Genomic DNA, 19185 nt, shown 5'->3' on the forward strand with positions numbered 1-19185 from the left:
AATTATGAAACAACCAATGGCTTGCTGTATACGGCGAAATTGCGTTATACCAAGTCAACTTATCCTAATACTCAGGATTATGAAATTAACAATATTCATTTTATCTGTGTTTTTTCTACATGTGACAGCAAAAGATGGTTATGCCCAAAAAATCAACCTGAGGAAGGGAGAAATTACCTGGAAGACATTTTTCGCTGAAATCGAAGGTCAAACGCCTTATACAGTTTTTTATAAACTGAAGGACCTGCAGCAATCACGCTCTTTATTGACAGTAGAGGAGGGGGCTATTGATTTAAAAGAAGCTCTGTCACGATATTTATCACCTCAAAATTTAAGCTATACGATTGATGGCAATACCATTGTTATAAAACGTTCGAAGGCTTTGCCTAGTACAAATGTAAGGCAGATTGCTATGTCGAATTCAGGACTTCCTGAACGGCAGCAAGATTCTGTATCTGGACGTATTGTAGACCAACAAGGAAAGCCGTTGGAAGGAGTTACCATTCGAATTAAAGGAAAAGTTATGGCCACTAGCACAAATCGAAGTGGTTATTTTTTCCTATCAGATGTATACAAAGGTGATTACATCGATATCTCCCATGTAGGCTATGCTAGTAAAGAAATCTTAGCATCCCAAACGTTGGGAACCATTGTTTTGGAAACAGCGGTTTCATCCTTAAACGAAGTTTCTGTTTTAATTAATACGGGTTATCAAACCATTAATAGAGAGCGTAGCGCTGGCTCTTTTTCGAAGCCAAATATGGCTGTTTTTCAAGATCGTACATTTTCAACAAATGTTTTACATCGATTGGATGGACTGATTCCAGGATTGACAATTAATCATTCTCCGGCTGCCAGCTCCAATCCTTTGTTAATTCGTGGACTTTCTTCCCTAAATGCACGTAGAGCACCATTATATATTGTAGATGGTGTTCCTTTCGAAAACATTGAGGATTTAAATGCCAACGATATCGAAGATATCAATGTGCTGAAGGATGCAACAGCTGCATCCATTTGGGGAGCCCGTGGTGCAAATGGGGTTATTGTACTTACAACCAAAACTGGCAAACCGAATGAAGCTTTTTCCCTCAATTATAATGCATATGTACAATTACAAGGTAAGCCCATAATTGATTATTATCCTGTATTGAATGCTGCGGAATATATTCGTGCGGCAGAAGAGATTTTTAATCCTGTGCTTAACAACTGGAATAACTTGGCATCAAGACCCGTTGGAATGTTAGCTCCACACGAAGTAATTATGTATAACCAATATAGAGGGGTAATTACTGAAAGTAAAATGCGCCAGCAGTTGGATAGCCTTTCTGGATTAGATAACAGAGGTCAGATGCGGGATTTATGGTATAGAGATGCTGTTGTTTCCAATCAAACCTTATCAGGAAGAGGGGGATGGAAGAATTATGGAATTTACGCTTCATTAACTTATGCGAACCAAAAAGATGCTACGCCGAAAAATAAGAATCAGAATTATAAATTAAATATCAGGCAAGATTTCAATTGGAAAGATCGGTTAAAGGTTCATCTTATTTCGGATTTAAATAGTAATAATGTGAACAGGATGAATCCATATACCCCTGACAATAGATTTATACCTTATGCGCTATTTAGAAATTCAGCAGGAGAGGACTTGTCTATGTCCTGGCTAATGCGTTCTGATTCTTTACAGAATTTATATCAAGATAAAAGCCGCATTAGTCTTGATTTTAATCCATTATATGATTTCGATAAAACAAGGGTCAATCAAGAAAGGCTGTATGCACGATTAAATGCTGGGATAAAGCTGAAAATCATTAAAGGGTTAAATTTTGAAAGCACCTATGGATTGCTAAGAAGTGGACAAGAAGTGGTTACAATGCAAGATCAAGAGGCTTATACCACACGTGCAGAAGTAGTTAATTTTACGGTAGCAGCTAGCACACCTGGCGGTGCTCCGACCTATTACTTACCAAATACTGGAGCGAAACGGACAACCTTCAATATGAAAGAAAACCACTGGACTTTTCGAAATCAATTGGTATTGAATCAAGATTGGGACAATAGAAAACATGAAATCAATGGACTTGTTGGGATGGAAAGTCAACAACAGTCGACATGGTCTTCATCGAATGTGGTTCGTGGCTATAATGAGAAACTTATGACCTATGCCGTGATTGACTATAAAAGTCTCTCTTCAGCAGGAAATGGGGTAAGTAATCCGGTGATGCCAAATTCTTTTAGTAGAAGTACGTTGGTCGCAGATTTATTTAATGAAACAGAAGATATTTATCGGTTCTTATCCTACTATGCAAATGCTTCATATACCTATAGCAGAAGGTATACCTTGAATGCTAGTTTCAGGATTGATGAGTCAAACTTGTTTGGTAAGGATCGTTCGGCGCAGAATAAGCCTGTTTGGAGTTTAGGTGTTGCATGGAATGTTGGCAGTGAAGCCTTTTTGAAAGAAGTACCTTGGGTTAACCAATTGTTTTTACGTGCAACCTATGGTCTGGCAGGAAATTCACCGAATATAGGTACAGCGGCTTCCTATGATATTTTAATTGCAAGCAGGAATACTGTATTTCCAGGAGGTGACGGACTTACCATCGGTACACCAGGTAATACTAAACTAAATTGGGAATCTACGCGGATAAGCAATATCGGAATGGATTTTAAGTTTTTCCAAAGTAAGTTGTTTGGATCATTGGATTATTATCAGAAGCATACAGAAAATCTTATTGGTATGATGCCAGTAAATGCATTCACTGGATTTGCCAATATACCTGGAAACTTTGGGAGTATGCGAAATCAAGGCGTAGAATTATCATTAGGAGCTTCGTTATTGGAAACGAAAGATTGGTATTGGAGTCTAGGACTTAATGCTGCATATAATAATAATAAAATAACTGATTTAAATCTAACTAGTCCAATAGCAAATGGCAATAGCCTTGTTACCCAACAGTATTATATTGATTATCCATCTTATGCACTTTTCGCTTATCAATATGCAGGTTTAGATGATTTAGGAGATCCGCAAGTCATGCTTGCTTCGGGTGAAAAATCGAAAACCAGAAACATTACGATGCCTGAAGATATCTTATTTATGGGAACCACACAACCACCATGGAGTGGGGGGTTCCAGCACCTTCTGTCCTTCAAAAATCTTTCTTTTTCAGTGAACGGCATTTTTAATCTTGGCCATGTGATGCGGAAAGATGTAAACCAATTATGGGCTGGAGGACGATTGTTTTCCTATGACGGGCAAGGGTATTTTCATTCAGGAAATGTTCACCATGAATTTGTAGATCGTTGGAAATCAGCAGGGGATGAGCAACATACAAATATTCCATCCTATGTGGAAACATCTGCTATTAATAGCTCTCGAAGAGATGTGAATTACTATAAATTGGCTGATATCAATGTGCTTTCAGCCTCATTTATTAAAATCCGTGATATTTCCTTAGCCTATCGGTTGCCAAATCAACTTGTGCAAAAGATGTATATGAAAGATTTAAGAGTTCGAGCACAGTGGTCTAATCTAATGCTATGGAAAGCTAACAAGGAAAACATTGATCCAGAGTTTTGGGGAAATGGACATACAGATGGAGGGACAAGGTCGGTTCCAATCAATCAAGGAACCCTGTCTTTTGGTCTCGATTTCCGTTTTTAATTCTTAATGGTTTTACGTTAAATCTAAACTATCATGAATAGTTTCAAAAATATAACAAAGATAGGATTGCTACTGCTGGTCATGTTATCATTTCTTTCTTGCAGTAAATCCTTTCTAGAAATAGAGCCGAGGGGGAAATTGATTTCTCGTAGTTTCAAGGATTATGATCTCCTATTCAATAATTTGAATGTATTAAACACAGATGTGAATACAAATGTCCCAATGGGGGATGAAGTAATTATGTTGGAACCGTATGCAGCATCAGCAGATATTCGTACGCAGCGATTATTTCGTTGGGAAGATGTTATTTATGAGCCCAATGAAAATTCAAGAGAATTAGCCGTGCTCATGCTGCAGCTATATACTTATAATAAGATAGCCAATGAGGTACTCGATGTGCAAGATGGTACAAAAGCAGATAGAGAGGCTTTGCAGGCCGAAGCTAGGGCAAATCGGGTTTGGAGTAATTTTATGCTTGTTAATTATTATAGTAAACCCTATCTAGCTGCTACTGCTGGACAAGACCTAGGCTTTCCGATAGTAACAACATCCGATGTGACCACAAGCTCCTTTACCCGGCCTTCAGTTCAGGAGAATTATGATTTTATGCTGAAGGAATTGCAAGAGTCTATTCCGTTAATTCCCAAAAATCCAGTAGTTCGCGCACGCTTATCAAGAGCTGCCGCAAAGGGATTACTAGGGAAATTATACGTTTTTATGGGTAAATATGATCTTGCAATTACCGCTTTTAACGATGCTTTGTCTGATTTACCAACCAATTTTGCCACCGAATTGATAGATTATAATATCACAACAGCTCCAGGTGGTGGGTGGATCTCTAATCCGAATACAATTATTTCAGGAATGCCAGCAGGCTGGATAAATACAGAGAATTTACTAGTAAAACAGTTTTCTAATGGATTTACGGGCTCATTTAATTATTTATTAGTAGGCCCAAGAACCTTTTCGCTATACAATTCGGATGATAGGCGCTTGTTTTTCTTTTCAAGTTTTGCGAACGGCGGTACTGCATTATTACCGGGTATTAAACGGAGAAACGGCCCTTCGCAAGGGCAATTCGGCCTGATTCTACCAGATATATACCTCCTAAGAGCGGAAGCCAAGGCTAGAACAAATGATATTGCAGGAGCAATCCAGGATCTTGAAACCTTACGTAAAAAAAGAATGCCGGCAAATAGTGCTACTGTATCGATTACACAAAAAGATGAACTCATAAGGTTTATTATCGATGAGCGTATTCGTGAATTTGCTGTTTTAGGTTATAGATGGTTGGATATGCGGCGACTTTCAACAGACCCTCTTTTTCAAAATATAACATACAAGCATCAACTATACGATGCATCCGGAGAAGTTAAATCAGAATATACCTTACGTCCAGAACGTATGGTACTGCGGTTTCCGGATAGGGTCATGCTAGAGAATCCTAGCATGCCTAATAACCCCTAGACGGCTTAGTTTATTTCACACATTTCAAATTATTAAAGATGTTACAAATCGTAGACTTGAATAAAAAGTATGGGGACTTCCATTCCCTAAAAAATCTAAATTTAATTGTTAATCCTGGTGAAGTGTTTTGCTTACTCGGTCAAAATGGAGCCGGTAAAACTACGACTATCAACCTCTGCTTGGGGTTTATTCCTCCAACTTCAGGTTATATTAAAATCGATGGCGAACAGGTTAATGATAAAAGTAGTTCTGTTAGTAGTAAAGTCGCTTATATTCCAGAAGTCGTGATGTTATATGGCAATTTAACCGGGCTGGAAAACCTTGATTTTTTTAGTCGATTGGCTGGTTTTAAATACGCTAATAGCCAATTGGAAAGCTTTTTATCGGAGGCAAACCTTCAAAAAGAAGCTCATGCAAAAAGGGTAGGAGGCTATTCAAAAGGGATGCGTCAGAAAGTTGGAATCGCTATCGCCTTAGCAAAAAATGCCAAACTTATTTTTATGGATGAACCTACAAGCGGATTGGATCCAAAAGCAACAGATGAGTTTTCGAAGATCGTATTACGCTTAGGAGAACAAGGAAAGGCGGTGTTGATGGCTACTCATGATATATTTAATGCGGTAAACATCGGAACGCATATAGGTATTATGAAAGATGGTCAGCTTATCCACTCCTTACAAAACAGTGATATCAATCCAAATCAATTACAGAAATTATATTTAGAAACCATTTAAAGCCTATAAATATGAACAAATATTGGAATATTATACGGTATGAATGGTTACTGCTGCGAAGAGATCGAGCATTTGCCATTCTGTTTGGTTTCGTATTGGTATTGAGTCTGTATACCATTTTCGTAGGGTATAAAAAGTACCAATATGTAAAGCAGCAACGTGAGCAAGCTGCGAGTAAACAGAGAAAGTTATTTTTAAATCAAGGTGAAGTGAATGCGCATATGGCAGCACACTATGGTTATATTGTTGTGAAACCAAGTTCGCTATTAAGTTTTGTTGACCCAGGGGTAGAACCTTATACCGGTACGACGATACGATTGGAAGCACACCAACAAAATGATCCTGTATTTGTGCCGGCATCAGGCCAATCTTCACTGATCAGGTTTGGCGAGCTTTCCTTCGGACTCCTATTACAAGTGATTTTTCCGCTCCTCATCATTTTTAGTAGTTATCGAAGTGTCATTAATGATCGTGAAAATGGAACTCTGAAGCTTTTGCTCAGTCAAGGCGTCAGTCTTCGAACCTTAATATTAGGGAAGGTTTTGACTTATACCATGATCTATTTATTTTTCTTGATTATATCCGTGCTGATTTATGCTTTATTGGTAAAGATGGAAATTGGCACCTATGCTTGGGATCAGATCCTATATCGATTGCTGTTCATGATTCTTATTTATTTTCTTTACTATTTTATCATTGCATCAATTACGGTCTTTCTATCGGCAGTATATAATTCATCGTCTGCATTGTTAGTGACTTTACTGGCGCTTTGGTTTGTTTTTTCTATTATCATGCCTAAGGCAACAGCTAATTTTGGTGCTCAATATGCGCCGCTTCAATCGAAGCAATCTTTCAATAAATCCATGGTTGAAGCATCAAAAACAGGAATTGACAACCTGCCTCCAATTGAGGAGTACAAACAGCATTTTCGAGATTCATTAATGAAAGCTTATCACGTAACTGACTTAAAGGATCTTCCGTTTCGGTCGAGCGGAGTCTTAATGCAAGCAGATGAAACATATAGAAATGTAATCTATGATCATGCTTTCGGAGGTTATAAGGATACTATTCGATTGCAAAACTCTATTGCCACTTTCTCAAGTTTGTTAAACCCTTTTCAAGCGATAAAAAATTTATCCATGGCAATTTGTGCCAGCGATGTAGAGCATCATTTTCTATTCTTGGAACAAGGGGAGAAGTACCGACGAAAATTAGTAGCAGAACTGAATCACCAAGATGCCTATGGAGAGCATGAAGATGTTAGTAAAGACTATTTCCATCGAATTCCAGATTTTAGCTATCAAAGTCCAAGTATAGCATGGAGTATTGCAAGACGAAAATTAGAGTTAACATCAATTGGCCTATGGAGTGTCATACTCCTAGGTTTACTTATTTCTGGAACCCTATTTATAAAGAAGATATGAGTACGCGATTAATGATCTGGCATTACCAATTCTTATTGTTAATGCGTAATAAACAATTATTGATTAGCTTTTTAATTTTAATTGCCTTAGCATTTTATGCCATTCTATATGGACAGCATTTTAGAGAAAGGCAACAAACCATCGTTCAAGGTATAGAAGAAAAATTGGCAATCAATGATTCCATTGCACGCAAATTTGTGCTGAAGATAGATACGAGTTCTGAAATTAGAAAGCAGAATTTCCAATACCGTCCAATGGCTGCAGATGTTATAATGCGGAAATTTGTCGTCTATAAACCATCCGAATTTTCAGCCCTTTCTATTGGTCAAAAGGACACATATCCTTATTATCATGATGTAAATACCAATAACAGCTTGCATTCTAGTGTAATTCAAGAAATGCATAACCCTAATAAACTACAAGCTGGGAATTTTGATTTAAGCTTTATCATCATTTACCTTATTCCCTTACTCATCATTGCTTTAAGTTACAATGTCATTTCAGGAGAACAAGATCTTCGGACTTATACTTTACTTCGTATTCAAATTCCTATTAGCAAGTTGATTATTTATAAATTGGAATTCCAATTTATATTAGTCATTGGGCTTGTATTATTTTTTAATATAGCCGGATTTTTGATTTCAGGATTAACCATTCAGGATGACCTATATAATATGTTGGTTTGGATTTCAATCAATGTCCTTTATATATTGTTTTGGTTTTCCATTTGTTATTTAATAATTTCTTTCAATTCTAGCAGCTCTCTTAATGCACTGTTATTGGGTAGTATTTGGATTATACTGGTTATGGTAGTTCCTTCCGCAATCAATAATATTTCAAATCCTCCGAACGAGGATGAAATGATTAAATCTACTTTTCGACGGGGAAGGGAGACCGATGTTCATCATGAGTTAACCCAGCAGCAAGCATTAGATTCATTTTATAGGCTAAAACATCCTTATCCCGTACCTATTATTAAAAATCCAGGAGCAGCCGATATCATGCATGCACAACGGGAGTTGATTAATAGGGAAGCAAATATGTATGCTGGTTATGTGATAAAGAGGCAAAAGAACCAATTTAACGAAGTACTGGCTTATGGGCCTATTAATCCAATCTTTATTACGCAGTATGCGTTTAATCAAGTGGCAGCAACGGAATTAAATAGTTATTTAATGTATTTAGATTCTGCTGAGAGTTATCAGACCAAGAGACGCTATTACATCTATGATTTGATGATGAATAGAAAAGATTTTGGAATTAAGGAATATGAGAAATTTCCAGAATTTACCTTTCAACAACCAACCTATACCTTCAGTAAATTCTCTAAAGATTCCATTTATATCGCTGGAATAATAGTTTTATGCTTAGGAATTGGCTTTAGGCAAACAAAAAAGCGGTTCTTGTAATTTAACGAGCCTCGGCTTCTTATAATCAGTAAGCCCTAAGGATTGTCAATTTAAAAAATCTTGACCCTTAGGGCTTATACTCTTTATCAAAATAGGAGATTTTAGGATTAAAACCTCCTTTTATTCTTTTTAGTCATTTTCGCTTTTTCGCCGCTTCCATAGTTATAAGTCTTGCTATTGCTTTCTTTCTTTTTATGGAATGCGCCGCCACGGCTTTCATCGATCTGTTCTTTTTCTTTCGGACTATCCGAAGGTTTATAGATGATCAAATCTTCCGGCAGAGGCATGGTAGGAATTTTCTTGCCAATGGCTTGTTCAATTTTCTTTACCTCTGGTAATTCAATATCGGTTGCAAAAGTTATGGCGATGGACTCATCCTCGGTTGTTTTCAAAACATGCTTCACAAAAGAGTCTCTATGTTCAGGGATTTCAAAGTGAAATATAAATGGAATTCCAGTGAGGTCCAAATCCCCTAATCCTTCATAAGCAACCAATAGAATCCGGCATTCTGTTACTTGTTTGAAGTATTGAATATCATCTATACCTAAATCCTCATGAAAGAAAGGTTGGTAGATAGCTGCTTCTCCTTTTTTCACGTGCAGCCTTTGCAGTAGGTTATGCGCAGTGAGTTTACTGTTCACAAATACAAGCACTTTATCAAATACCTCAACATCGCTCATCAGGTTATTCAATAAATTGATTTTAGTGGTAAAATTCGGCACCTGATACAACATTAACTCATGCGTATTGACTACAGTCTCGCCAAGTTCTTCGATTTCCACAAGCGTAGCAAAAGGCATAAAATCATCAATCATATAATGCAGCTTATCATGCTCTACGGTGCTGAATGCGAGGTATTGCACATCCCCACAGCTTCGCGCCAGTTCTTTTAGCGGCGTTTGCATGCCTTGCTTTATGATTTCCTCGGCATCATCAATGATAAAGGTCTGGATGCGGTTTAAGTTTAAACCAAGTTTAAGGTAAATTGCTCGGGCACGGTTTGGTGTGGCTACGACAATATCAACCCCACGTACAAGACCTTCGATTTCCTCTTCCATACTGCCACTGGCTTTCAATCCAACAATATGGAGGTCTTTATTTTTACTGATCGTAAGAAAGCGATCGACAATTTCAGCAATTCTTTCTTCATTAGGCGCTAAGATTAAAACTTTAGGTGCTTCATCTTGGCTGTATTTTAAGCGCATCAATACGCCTAACACATAGCTGGTTGTTTTTCCGGCACCTTCGGGCGCAATACAGATGACACTATGGCCACCGATAATTCGAGACAAGGTTTTTAATTGGGTTTCCTTGGCTGTAAAATATCCCAACTCATTCATGTTGGCATGTAGGCGCTTGCTAAGTTTTAATTTATCTAATGACACTGCTGATTAATTAGTTGATGAAGGGGCAAAGTTACTAAAAATATTCGCTGTTGCTGTGGACTGCTTTTATTCAAACAGCTTGCAGGACACAGAGCACAATAATAAATAACCTATGGCATGTATTTCTGTTTTTCCTTACTACAGTTTGGAATGATTCTGAAAAGTGTATTTTTTAAGAATAACGAAAATTTAAGATTTTGATTGTCAGTTGGTTGGTTGGTGTTTTTAGTTAAAAACGGCGTTTTAGAATTCCTAAAACGTTAAAATAAAGGTATTTTTTTACGCATTTGCTTGGTTAATTTTAAGAGACATATAACCTATGTTATACTTTATTAACCAAACCCAATAGCTATGAAAAAAAGACTATCTTTCTTTTTAATGCTCCTTATCCCTTTGTTAACGATGGCCTTTGTGCAGGCGCAAGAGTTAACTTATTCAGGGACTGTACGCGATGCGGAAGGAAATCCGTTATCCGGAGTAAGTGTTGCCGTCGTTGGCACAACCATTGGAACAGCCTCCGGTTCCAACGGCTCTTTTACCTTTCGTGCTCCCGTGGGGAGCAAGGTCCTCTTCTCCTTGGTCGGGAAGAAATCCGTTACAATCACAACAACCAATAATGCTCAAATCAACATGACGCTGGAAGAAAGCGAACAAGAGATTGAAGATGTGGTGGTAATTGCCTACGGAACGGCCAAGAAAAAGGACCTCACAGGCTCTATTAGTACCGTAGATTCTAAAACCTTGGGGGCCCAAGCCAATTCAACCTTAACCAAAGCCTTAGAGGGCGCGGCGCCAGGTATTCAGGTATCTTCTGTCGATGGGCAACCCGGCTATGATATGGGTATCCGTATTCGTGGGATAGGTTCGTCCAGCCAGAATAACTCCAACGCATTGGTCGTAATCGATGGGGTTCCCATTGCTGCAGGCTTCAATGTGTTGTCTACCATGAACCCGAAAGACATTGAATCTGTCACGATTTTAAAAGATGCGGCTTCAACCGCCTTATGGGGATCCCGTGGTGCCAATGGCGTTATCATGGTCACCTCTAAAAAAGGTGCTAAAGGCCAATCAAAAATTGATTTTGAAGGAAAAGTAGGGGTGAATATGCTTGCCAATAACCAACCGAAGCTCATTCGTGGGGTAGAGGACAACTACGAAATGATGTGGCAAAGTATCTATAACTCCGTTCGTTATGGTAGTACAGAGAAGTATACCACTAATTTTAGCAAGCCAAACATGAGCCATGAGGCTGCCGCCTTATTTGCCAGCCAGCATTTATTCAACTATACAGGAAGTACATCCATTTTTACCGGGCCTAATGCCTTATCAAACTGGATGTATTACAAGGTGCCAGGAGCAACCTATGTGTCAACCGGTTCGGGCGATAATACTTCGGCAACCATGCTAGATAATTATTTGATCGATCCTGCAACCGGAAAAATCAATAAGGATGCAGTTAAATTATACGACGTGGATGATTGGCGTAAAATAGCATATACAGATCGTTTAAGACAGGAATATACGGTATCGGCAAGTGGAGGCGGTGATAAAACAGATTACTTTATCTCTACCGGCTATTTGTCAGATCCATCCTATATTTCTAACTCCAACTTTAAACGCTATAATATTCGTTCTACCGTGAATTCCCAAATTACAGACTGGTTAAAGGCAGGAGTAAATGCAACCTATAGCAACCGTTCAACCCGTTTGCAAAATGGTCGTTTTAGTTCCAGAAACCCTGGGGCAGCGGTTCAAAACGTGTTTCGTTGGACCGATGGCTATAAACCATTGGCTTCTATTTACCAACGGGATGAAAACGGAAATATGGTATATGATGCCCAAGGCAATCCGGAGGTTGTGCGTTTGTTAGGTCAGCAATATTCGCCGCTAGGTGTCGTTACACCAAAAGCTGGCGGTACCCGTACTACAGGCTACGATTTAGAATACCAAATGGAAAATTCACAATCTGAATACGTGTCTAATGACATTGCTACCATCGGTTATCTACAAGGGAAGTTTTGGAATGATTTTACATTCAATGTGCAGATGTCGGTGAATCAGTCTTACCATATGCGTTATGTTTCCTTACCTAAGAAATGGGGGGAATCTTCGAATGCAGAACAAGGCATGATTGGTCGATACCATACGCAATATATGGACATCAATTCCCAGGAAACCATTAACTGGGGACATGACTATGGTAAGCATCATGTTGATGCCTTAATCGGTCATGAATTCAGCTGGATGAAAATGGAGAGTATGAACTACAAGAATTCTCTATCCTTAATTGATAATTTTACAGGAACGGGCAATTATATTTTCCTAAATAATGGAGGAACATTCTCAGGCGTAGGCTTTGGCACTCAAAAAGAAGCCATGGAGGGATATTTTTCGCGTGCAAACTATATTTATGATGATAAATATATTGCTACAGCATCTATCCGGAAAGATGGCTCTTCCAAATTCCGCTATAATGAAGATCGTTGGGGTCTTTTTTGGAGCGTGGGTGGCGCATGGCGCGCTTCCTCGGAGGAGTTTATGCAATCGACAAGTTCTTGGCTATCGGAATTAAAATTGCGCGCTAGCTACGGTGTTATTGGGAATCAAAATGGAATTGGACGGTATCAAGGCTACCAAACTTGGCGCTATGGTGCAGCCGGATATACAACTCCAGGATCTTATCAACCATCCGGATGGACGCTATCTCAAGGTGCCGCGCCAAACACATCCATCACCTGGGAAAAGAAAAATACCATTGATGCCGGAATGGACTTTAGTTTATGGAATCGCATCCATGCCACAGTAGATTGGTATCAAACCAATACAACAGATTTGTTATTAGATGCGCCGATATCCTATGCGATGACTGGTCAAACTTCTTTATTGCAAAATACAGGCGAATTACAATCCCGTGGATTGGAACTGGACCTCAACATTGATATCATAAAACAACCTGAATTAAACTGGTCATTCAACGTAAATGCAGGGCACTATAAAGTGAAGATTATGAAAGTGCCTGAATCCATGATTAACCAACAAGATGCAGCACACGATCAGAAATGGTGGTATGCTACGGCAGATGCTTGGAGTTCTGTTGGTAATACAGGTTCTGGCGCTGGAGCAGCCTATAGACGTTGGATAGGTGGCGATTATTACAATGCCATTTTTGCAAAATATATGGGCGTTGACAAAAGCACGGGCTTACCATTATACGGTGCATTGGTGACAGAAGCTAACCAAGGGAAATTTCCAAATGCCAAGGTCGGTGAATTTATAAATACCACCGATTATTCGGAAGCCTACATGTACGATTTTGGAGATGCGACGCCTGATTTAATTGGTGGTTTCGGAACCACATTACGTTGGAAAAGCTTCGATTTTATGGCGAGTTTCGCGTATCAATTAGGTGGATTATTCTTTAGTAATTTATACGGTAATTTCATTTATAATACCTCGGATATTGGAAACCAGGTGCTTTCTCAAGACCTTTTAGGAAATACTTTCAGCGAATCTAATCAAGATGCCAAATACCCGATGTTAATGGTGAACTCGCCAAATGCAAGCACGGTTTATTCGAATGGTTCTCGCGTATCGAACGGAAATACCTATACAGACATGTCGGTATTTGATGCGTCCTATTTAAACGTAAAGAATATTACAGTCGGTTATACCCTTCCTCAAAAATGGATGGATAAAGTAAAAGTGGCCAGCTTACGGGCATATGTATCCTTAGATAATATGTGGGTATTCAGCAAGGCAGGAATCGATCCACGAAACTCCATCGTCGGAGGTCTGGATGTAGGCGCCTATACTTACCCTATGATTCGCTCAAGTTCATTTGGTCTTAAAGTAACTTTTTAAACTTTTTTATTATGAAATATTTATTAGCAATCATTACAGTCGCAATTCTGACAACTGCATGTAATAAAAAACTAGATATAACTCCACCAGATGATATAGTTAATGAACAAATAGTGGAGTTGTTAAAAACCGCAGATGATGCAACCGTTGTAAATATCATGAAGGCTATGGCAGATGCTTTGCCGCCGCTAATGCGTGGAGGGGGGTATAATTTCAGGTTTTCCAATATGACCGATAATACCTGGAATGGCCAACTGGCTTTACGCATGATGACCGGGAATGATATTGTTGCTGGAAATTGGGAAACTTCAACCAGCGATTTCTACACCGGACAAGATATTACAAGTGAAACAAGTGCTGTGAACCCAAGTTGGTGGCACCGGGCGTTTCAGATGACCACTTCTGCCAATAAGGTTATGAACATCATTTCTGAAGACTTAATACAGCAAAATAAAAGTATCAAACTTCGGGAGTACTTAGGACGTGCTTACCTAATTCGCGCCTTTGGTTATTTATATGCGCAGAAAGATTTTGGGACTAAAAAATTAGGCATGTCCATCTATACGAAGTTTGACGTGAGCCAACCTGTACAAGAACGTTCTTCTGCATTAGCAACCCTGGATTCGATTATTCACTGGGCAACCCGCGCTGATGAATTATTTGCAGAAGCCGGAATTGGCTTCAAAGCAAACAATACCTCGGATTTAACCCGCGGATTAACCAACCATGTTATTGCTCAAGCCGCCTTGATGGCTGCAGATGCCGAAGGTGCCACAGCAAGTAAGTATTATACCATCGCTATAAATGCCAGTGATCGCGTAATTAACAGCGGATCCTTAGCATTAATGAACGAAAACCAATATGTACAGAAGCAATCTGGGACGACGACGGTAAATGGGAAAGAGCTTCCTATTTTCTTGGCACAAACATCCGGATTTTTAAATTTTGCTCAAAATCCTGAGGCTGCATTCGGCTTTGGCTGGCAGTATGGTGGCAATGGCATTGCTGCAGAAAGTAACCCTTGGGGCGGCACCTTCCGAATCGATGATAGGCTATTTGATAAAATAGATAATAAAGATTACCGCAAGTTGAATTTCCATAAGGATAGACCTGCAACCTTCTCCACGATTTATTATGCTGGATCAGGGTCTTTTATGGACGGAGGTAATTCTGAAGTACCCACGTATTGGGCGTCCAAATTTGCGAATAACGTAGGCTTAGGAAGCACTGTAGGCATAGCGAATGTTGCTAATCGTGGTCGTGCAGACTATGCGATGGTTCGCTTGGCGGAGTTCTATTTGTTGAAAGCCGAAGCGCAAGCAAGATCAGGAGCTGATGGTAATGCAAAAACGACGCTTAACACCTTACTTGCCGCGCGTACAGCCAGCGGCAATTCCACATTAACCTGTGATAACTATGCCAGCATGAGCGGCTTAAATGCCTTGCAAATGGTGCAGTTGCAATCACGTATTGAATTGTGGGGAGAAGGATCGCATGAATGGGATAACAATAAGCGTTGGGGCATTCCTGTAAATCGTTCGGGTTCTAAGGTACACTGGAATCCTTCCATGACATATCCTGTTGCTTTAATGACGCTGAAAATTCCTTCCGAGGAAATTTCCACCAATCCGAAAAGCCAACAAAATCCTTAATCGGGGATTACGAGATTTTGATTAGTATCTTGAAATAAATGATGAAGCTTGCTCCGAAAGGGGCAAGCTTTTTTGATTAAAGGCTACCGTTAATGCCTGCTTGAACTTCTTGCCAAATATCGGCCAAATAGTTCCAATGCGTTTGGGTTTCGAGATCCCTACTTGCGGCGAATTGTTGCCAATTGCAATTGCTATATCGAAATGGAAATATATAAACAGGTATCGCCTTTTGTCCATTCTTCCTAGCTATCTCAGCAAGGCCATAGAGGAATTCAATGCCATCATCACCGAGGGGTAAACAGCCTTTGGTTTCCGTTCCGCCATGAATAAAAATATCAGAACCCGTATATCCTTTTTCCTGATCATAAGCATTTGGATAATCAAGTCCTAAGGATAAATGGTACTTGCTTTTTGGGTTAAAGCGATTGATGCGATACAAGCCTTCAGGTACCTGTAAGTCGCCTTCTTGCCGTTTAGGGCCTAACTTACCCGAACGTGTCAGAATCGGGAGCTGCGCAGCTAACATATATCCAGCAGATGCAGCTTTACGCAGGTAAACTTCCAAAATATCTTCTTCTTTAATCGCAAGCAGTAAGATTTGAATGTAGGGGAGATGGTCTTCGATCTGCTGACTCATAGCAATAGACTAGCCTTGAATGGACAATTGATATTTTTGCAGCAAACCTGGTAATCCGGATAGAGAAAATTTAGCGCCTTTGATTTTATTAGCCTCCGGATCGATGCTGAAATTTACGGCCGTTCTAAAGTCCGCTTTTTCCAATTGGCAGAATTGAAAATTCGAGAGCATTAAATCACTTCCAGAAAAGTCGGCTTGGCTAAGGTCACAACCTTCAAAATCCACTTCCTGCATTTTGCAATTTATCCAGCCTGTCTTTTTAAGCTTCAGCTGATAAAAACTACTGTGGTTTAATTGGCAATCCTGAAAGGAAAAGGACAAATTAAAAGCGTTGCATTGTTCGAAATGTAAGCCCAGCAGTTTACAATTCTGGAATTTTACATCCTGAAAGCTGCATCCTTGTAGGTTTGCCAGGCTCAGGTTGCAGTCTACAAAGCTACAATCGGTAAACTTGAAACCCGCCAAGTTTGCCTGTTCTAAATTTAGCCCCTTAAATCTGCAGTAATCGTAATGTGCTGCAGGGAGTTCATGCGCTTTGGTATAGGCAGGATCAATATCCAGATCCTCAAAATAATCGTTATCCATTTTTTTTAATGAGATCCTTGGATGATTTCCTTACGGATTCTACTAAGGGAAGTATCCGTAACACCGAGATAGGAAGCAATATACTTCAAAGGTGCTTGTTGAATAATCTGTGGTTTTTCTTGCATCAGGTGTAAATAACGCTGCGTTGCCGGCTCTGTTATCATCTCTGTTGCTCTTTTCTTGCTCAGGTAAAGCTCGAAGGCCATCCACGCGCGCCCCCATTCCCGCATGGCAGGAATCTGGTGGAAAAGTTCTTGAAAATCATCGTATTCAATTTTCCATAATGTGCAATCGGTTAAACATTGCATATACTCAGGCGAGGGGATACGCTGAAATAGGGAAGCCACTTCAATAGCAATTTCATGGGTGCCTGTAAATCCAGTGGTGATTTCATTGCCTTCATAGTCATACAGGTAGGTTCGCACCAATCCCGACTCGAGAATATAATAGGCATTAGCCACCTGATCTTTTTTAAGCAGGAAATCACCCTTCGCCAGTTCAATTCGCTGATGGGCTTTGCCGATTAAATCAAAATCCGCCGCTTCAAACAGGGGATGTTGATATACAAATTTTAGGATTTCCATAGGGGAAAGGCTTTATTAATACGACAAGATAGAAATTTGAACTGAAATATTAAAACGGATCAGGAAGCTCAAATTCCATCTTTTTTAATGTACTAGGGTGTATAAAGGCAATATAGCCCGCATGCAGATGGAGCCGATCTGCGCGGCTTCCATACAAGTCATCACCCACTATAGGGGTGTTTAAACCCTTAATATGGGCAGAATGCACGCGTAGTTGATGGGTTCTGCCGGTTAAGGGAAAGTAATGAATCCGCGTTCTGTTTCCTTCGATGCCAACCACCTGAAATGCCGTTCGGGCGGGCTTACCATATTGATAGCAGAGCATTTGCCGAGGGCGATCATCTAAGTCAACCCGCATAGGGAATTCGATGAAGCCTTCCTTTTCTTGAATGATACCTTCCAATAAGGCAGTATAGCGTTTTTTGATGGTATGACGGATAAACTGATCCTGGATAAATTGATGGGCATCCTTATGTTTTGCTACAATCAATAAGCCGGATGTCGACATATCTAAGCGATGGATGATGATAGGACCAGTAATCTCCGGGTATTGTTGGCTGATCCGATGTTGCACACTGTCTTGAATATGAATGCCCGGAACCGAAAGAAACTCCGCCGGTTTATTTAATACGATGATGTCATCGTCTTCATACACTATCTCCAAGGTTTTATTTGCTGCCGGATTTTGTAACATTGGATTTGGATCCACGGTCAAGCCCTGTAACATATGGCTCAGTATGGGCTCGCATTTTCCACGACAGGACGGGTAATACTGTTTGTGTTTTCGGATTTCGGAAGAAGGAGAGGCTCCCCACCAAAATTCAGCCATGCAAATAGGGGTCAAGCCCTCCTGATAAGCATACTGCAACAGTTTTGGTGCGGCACATTCCCCAGCGCCGGCAGGTGGAAGCATTTGCAGTGCCTCATTAAATATGTCAAGCACCGATTTTCTTTCTGCATGGGCATTTAAGAAATGATACTGATCAAAAAGCTGTTGCTGCAACGCTGCTGATCGTAGCTTTCGCTCCTCCTTACGCTGTTCAATCTGTTGCAGAAGCTCATCCAGTTCTTGCTCTAGCAAGGCTAGTTCTGCTTTACAAGCTTCCTTAGCCACATCATACTCATGCTGATCGCGGTAACTCTGTTTTATTAAATCCGTTTCCAGGCTGCTATAATCTTCAGCCCCAACAAGGGCCTTGGCTTGTTCACGTTGTCTCTTCCGATCGGCCTTATTGGCTTTATGAAGCTTCCTTAATTGGCTGAGCTCTTCTTCCTGAGCCTGCTTTAAATCGATCAATTGCGCTTTTAATGCCGTAATCAAGGGGTTTGCAGCGAGTTGATCTATTTCCCTATTCAAGGCATTAATGACCGCTTCCTCTTGAAGAAAGAAACCCGACGGATCTAGCATATCGAAAATAGGTGGAACAAAATAGGCATGCTGATTGGTTCCGGCTAATTTCCCTGAAAATGCAGCGATAAAGCCTAACTGACCTGCAGGGTCACGAACCACTAAAACCCCAAACATTTTACCGATAACTAGTCCCGACATCGCATGGTCCAGTCCGAAATTATGCGTAAAATCTTGCTGTCCTTGTAAATAATCCTGCAGCTGTTCAGCAGCAAGTATAGTCAAGGGATGCGGTTCATAACAAAACGGAAAGGTAAAGGCATCCGGTACCTGGATCGTACTGATGTCTTGTTGAAAATTATGAAATGCCATTGCCTTTTTCCTCATGCGCCCTTGAATTTTATAGCCTGGCAAAAATACAAATTAATGCTA

Annotated in this window: 12 protein-coding genes; 7 read left to right on the plus strand and 5 right to left on the minus strand. The window is 39.9% G+C overall.

The annotated features are described in order from the left end of the window. The first annotated feature begins 79 nt into the window (after positions 1–79). Genes GQF63_RS09070 through GQF63_RS09090 form a run of 5 tightly spaced genes read left to right on the plus strand, consistent with a single transcriptional unit; the run spans position 80 to position 8701 of the window. Positions 80–3667, plus strand: a complete 3588-nt coding sequence (locus GQF63_RS09070; protein ID WP_160368907.1) for a SusC/RagA family TonB-linked outer membrane protein — start codon at positions 80–82, stop codon at positions 3665–3667. Between the two features lie 33 nt (positions 3668–3700). Then, the gene (locus tag GQF63_RS09075; RefSeq protein ID WP_160368908.1) at positions 3701–5134 is read left to right on the plus strand and encodes a RagB/SusD family nutrient uptake outer membrane protein; all 1434 of its coding nucleotides are present in this window, start codon (positions 3701–3703) and stop codon (positions 5132–5134) included. 38 nt (positions 5135–5172) lie between these two features. Then, positions 5173–5868, plus strand: a complete 696-nt coding sequence (locus GQF63_RS09080) for an ABC transporter ATP-binding protein (RefSeq protein ID WP_160368909.1) — start codon at positions 5173–5175, stop codon at positions 5866–5868. A gap of 11 nt (positions 5869–5879) precedes the next feature. Next, positions 5880–7292 carry an ABC transporter permease subunit gene (locus GQF63_RS09085; RefSeq protein WP_160368910.1) on the plus strand — a complete coding sequence of 471 codons (1413 nt, stop codon included), beginning with the start codon at positions 5880–5882 and terminating at the stop codon, positions 7290–7292. Further along, positions 7289–8701, plus strand: a complete 1413-nt coding sequence (locus GQF63_RS09090) for an ABC transporter permease subunit (RefSeq protein ID WP_160368911.1) — start codon at positions 7289–7291, stop codon at positions 8699–8701. The genes GQF63_RS09085 and GQF63_RS09090 overlap by 4 nt, the downstream gene beginning before the upstream one ends. 107 nt (positions 8702–8808) lie before the next feature. On the opposite strand, the gene GQF63_RS09095 is transcribed toward GQF63_RS09090, so the two are convergent. Beyond that, positions 8809–10086, minus strand: a complete 1278-nt coding sequence (locus tag GQF63_RS09095; protein WP_160368912.1) for a DEAD/DEAH box helicase — start codon at positions 10084–10086, stop codon at positions 8809–8811. 351 nt (positions 10087–10437) lie between these two features. Between GQF63_RS09095 and GQF63_RS09100 the strand changes: the two genes are divergently transcribed. Together GQF63_RS09100 and GQF63_RS09105 are read left to right on the plus strand one after the other, a co-directional pair. Further along, entirely contained in the window at positions 10438–13947 is a 3510-nt protein-coding gene (locus GQF63_RS09100; protein ID WP_160368913.1) for a SusC/RagA family TonB-linked outer membrane protein, read from the plus strand. Between the two features lie 11 nt (positions 13948–13958). Next, positions 13959–15599, plus strand: coding sequence for a RagB/SusD family nutrient uptake outer membrane protein (locus tag GQF63_RS09105; RefSeq protein WP_160368914.1), 1641 nt, complete (start codon positions 13959–13961; stop codon positions 15597–15599). Between the two features lie 76 nt (positions 15600–15675). Here GQF63_RS09105 and GQF63_RS09110 read toward each other — a convergent pair whose 3' ends face one another. From GQF63_RS09110 to GQF63_RS09125, 4 genes are read right to left on the minus strand one after another with little or no spacing between them, the layout of a single operon-like run. Next, positions 15676–16236: a L,D-transpeptidase family protein gene (locus tag GQF63_RS09110; protein ID WP_160368915.1), complete on the minus strand. Its 561-nt coding sequence runs from the start codon at positions 16234–16236 to the stop codon at positions 15676–15678. Positions 16237–16245: 9 nt separating this feature from the next. Beyond that, positions 16246–16821, minus strand: coding sequence for a pentapeptide repeat-containing protein (locus GQF63_RS09115; protein WP_160368916.1), 576 nt, complete (start codon positions 16819–16821; stop codon positions 16246–16248). Positions 16822–16826: 5 nt separating this feature from the next. Continuing rightward, positions 16827–17405 carry a Crp/Fnr family transcriptional regulator gene (locus tag GQF63_RS09120; protein ID WP_160368917.1) on the minus strand — a complete coding sequence of 193 codons (579 nt, stop codon included), beginning with the start codon at positions 17403–17405 and terminating at the stop codon, positions 16827–16829. A gap of 49 nt (positions 17406–17454) precedes the next feature. Beyond that, positions 17455–19140 (minus strand): RluA family pseudouridine synthase, encoded by a 1686-nt coding sequence (locus GQF63_RS09125; protein ID WP_160368918.1) that lies wholly within the window; start codon positions 19138–19140, stop codon positions 17455–17457. Between the last annotated feature and the right edge of the window lie 45 nt (positions 19141–19185).

Origin of the sequence: Sphingobacterium humi, from assembly GCF_009768885.1 — a bacterium.
Lineage (GTDB): Bacteria > Bacteroidota > Bacteroidia > Sphingobacteriales > Sphingobacteriaceae > Sphingobacterium > Sphingobacterium humi.

What these genes read in the sequence shown, in the direction of transcription:
- GQF63_RS09070 (WP_160368907.1), top strand. Translation starts at nt 80, where the DNA reads ATGAAATTAACAATATTCATTTTATCTGTGTTTTTTCTACATGTGACA.
- GQF63_RS09075 (WP_160368908.1), top strand. Translation starts at nt 3,701, where the DNA reads ATGAATAGTTTCAAAAATATAACAAAGATAGGATTGCTACTGCTGGTC.
- GQF63_RS09080 (WP_160368909.1), top strand. Translation starts at nt 5,173, where the DNA reads ATGTTACAAATCGTAGACTTGAATAAAAAGTATGGGGACTTCCATTCC.
- GQF63_RS09085 (WP_160368910.1), top strand. Translation starts at nt 5,880, where the DNA reads ATGAACAAATATTGGAATATTATACGGTATGAATGGTTACTGCTGCGA.
- GQF63_RS09090 (WP_160368911.1), top strand. Translation starts at nt 7,289, where the DNA reads ATGAGTACGCGATTAATGATCTGGCATTACCAATTCTTATTGTTAATG.
- GQF63_RS09100 (WP_160368913.1), top strand. Translation starts at nt 10,438, where the DNA reads ATGAAAAAAAGACTATCTTTCTTTTTAATGCTCCTTATCCCTTTGTTA.
- GQF63_RS09105 (WP_160368914.1), top strand. Translation starts at nt 13,959, where the DNA reads ATGAAATATTTATTAGCAATCATTACAGTCGCAATTCTGACAACTGCA.
- GQF63_RS09110 (WP_160368915.1), bottom strand. Translation starts at nt 16,236, where the DNA reads ATGAGTCAGCAGATCGAAGACCATCTCCCCTACATTCAAATCTTACTG.
- GQF63_RS09115 (WP_160368916.1), bottom strand. Translation starts at nt 16,821, where the DNA reads ATGGATAACGATTATTTTGAGGATCTGGATATTGATCCTGCCTATACC.
- GQF63_RS09120 (WP_160368917.1), bottom strand. Translation starts at nt 17,405, where the DNA reads ATGGAAATCCTAAAATTTGTATATCAACATCCCCTGTTTGAAGCGGCG.
- GQF63_RS09125 (WP_160368918.1), bottom strand. Translation starts at nt 19,140, where the DNA reads ATGAGGAAAAAGGCAATGGCATTTCATAATTTTCAACAAGACATCAGT.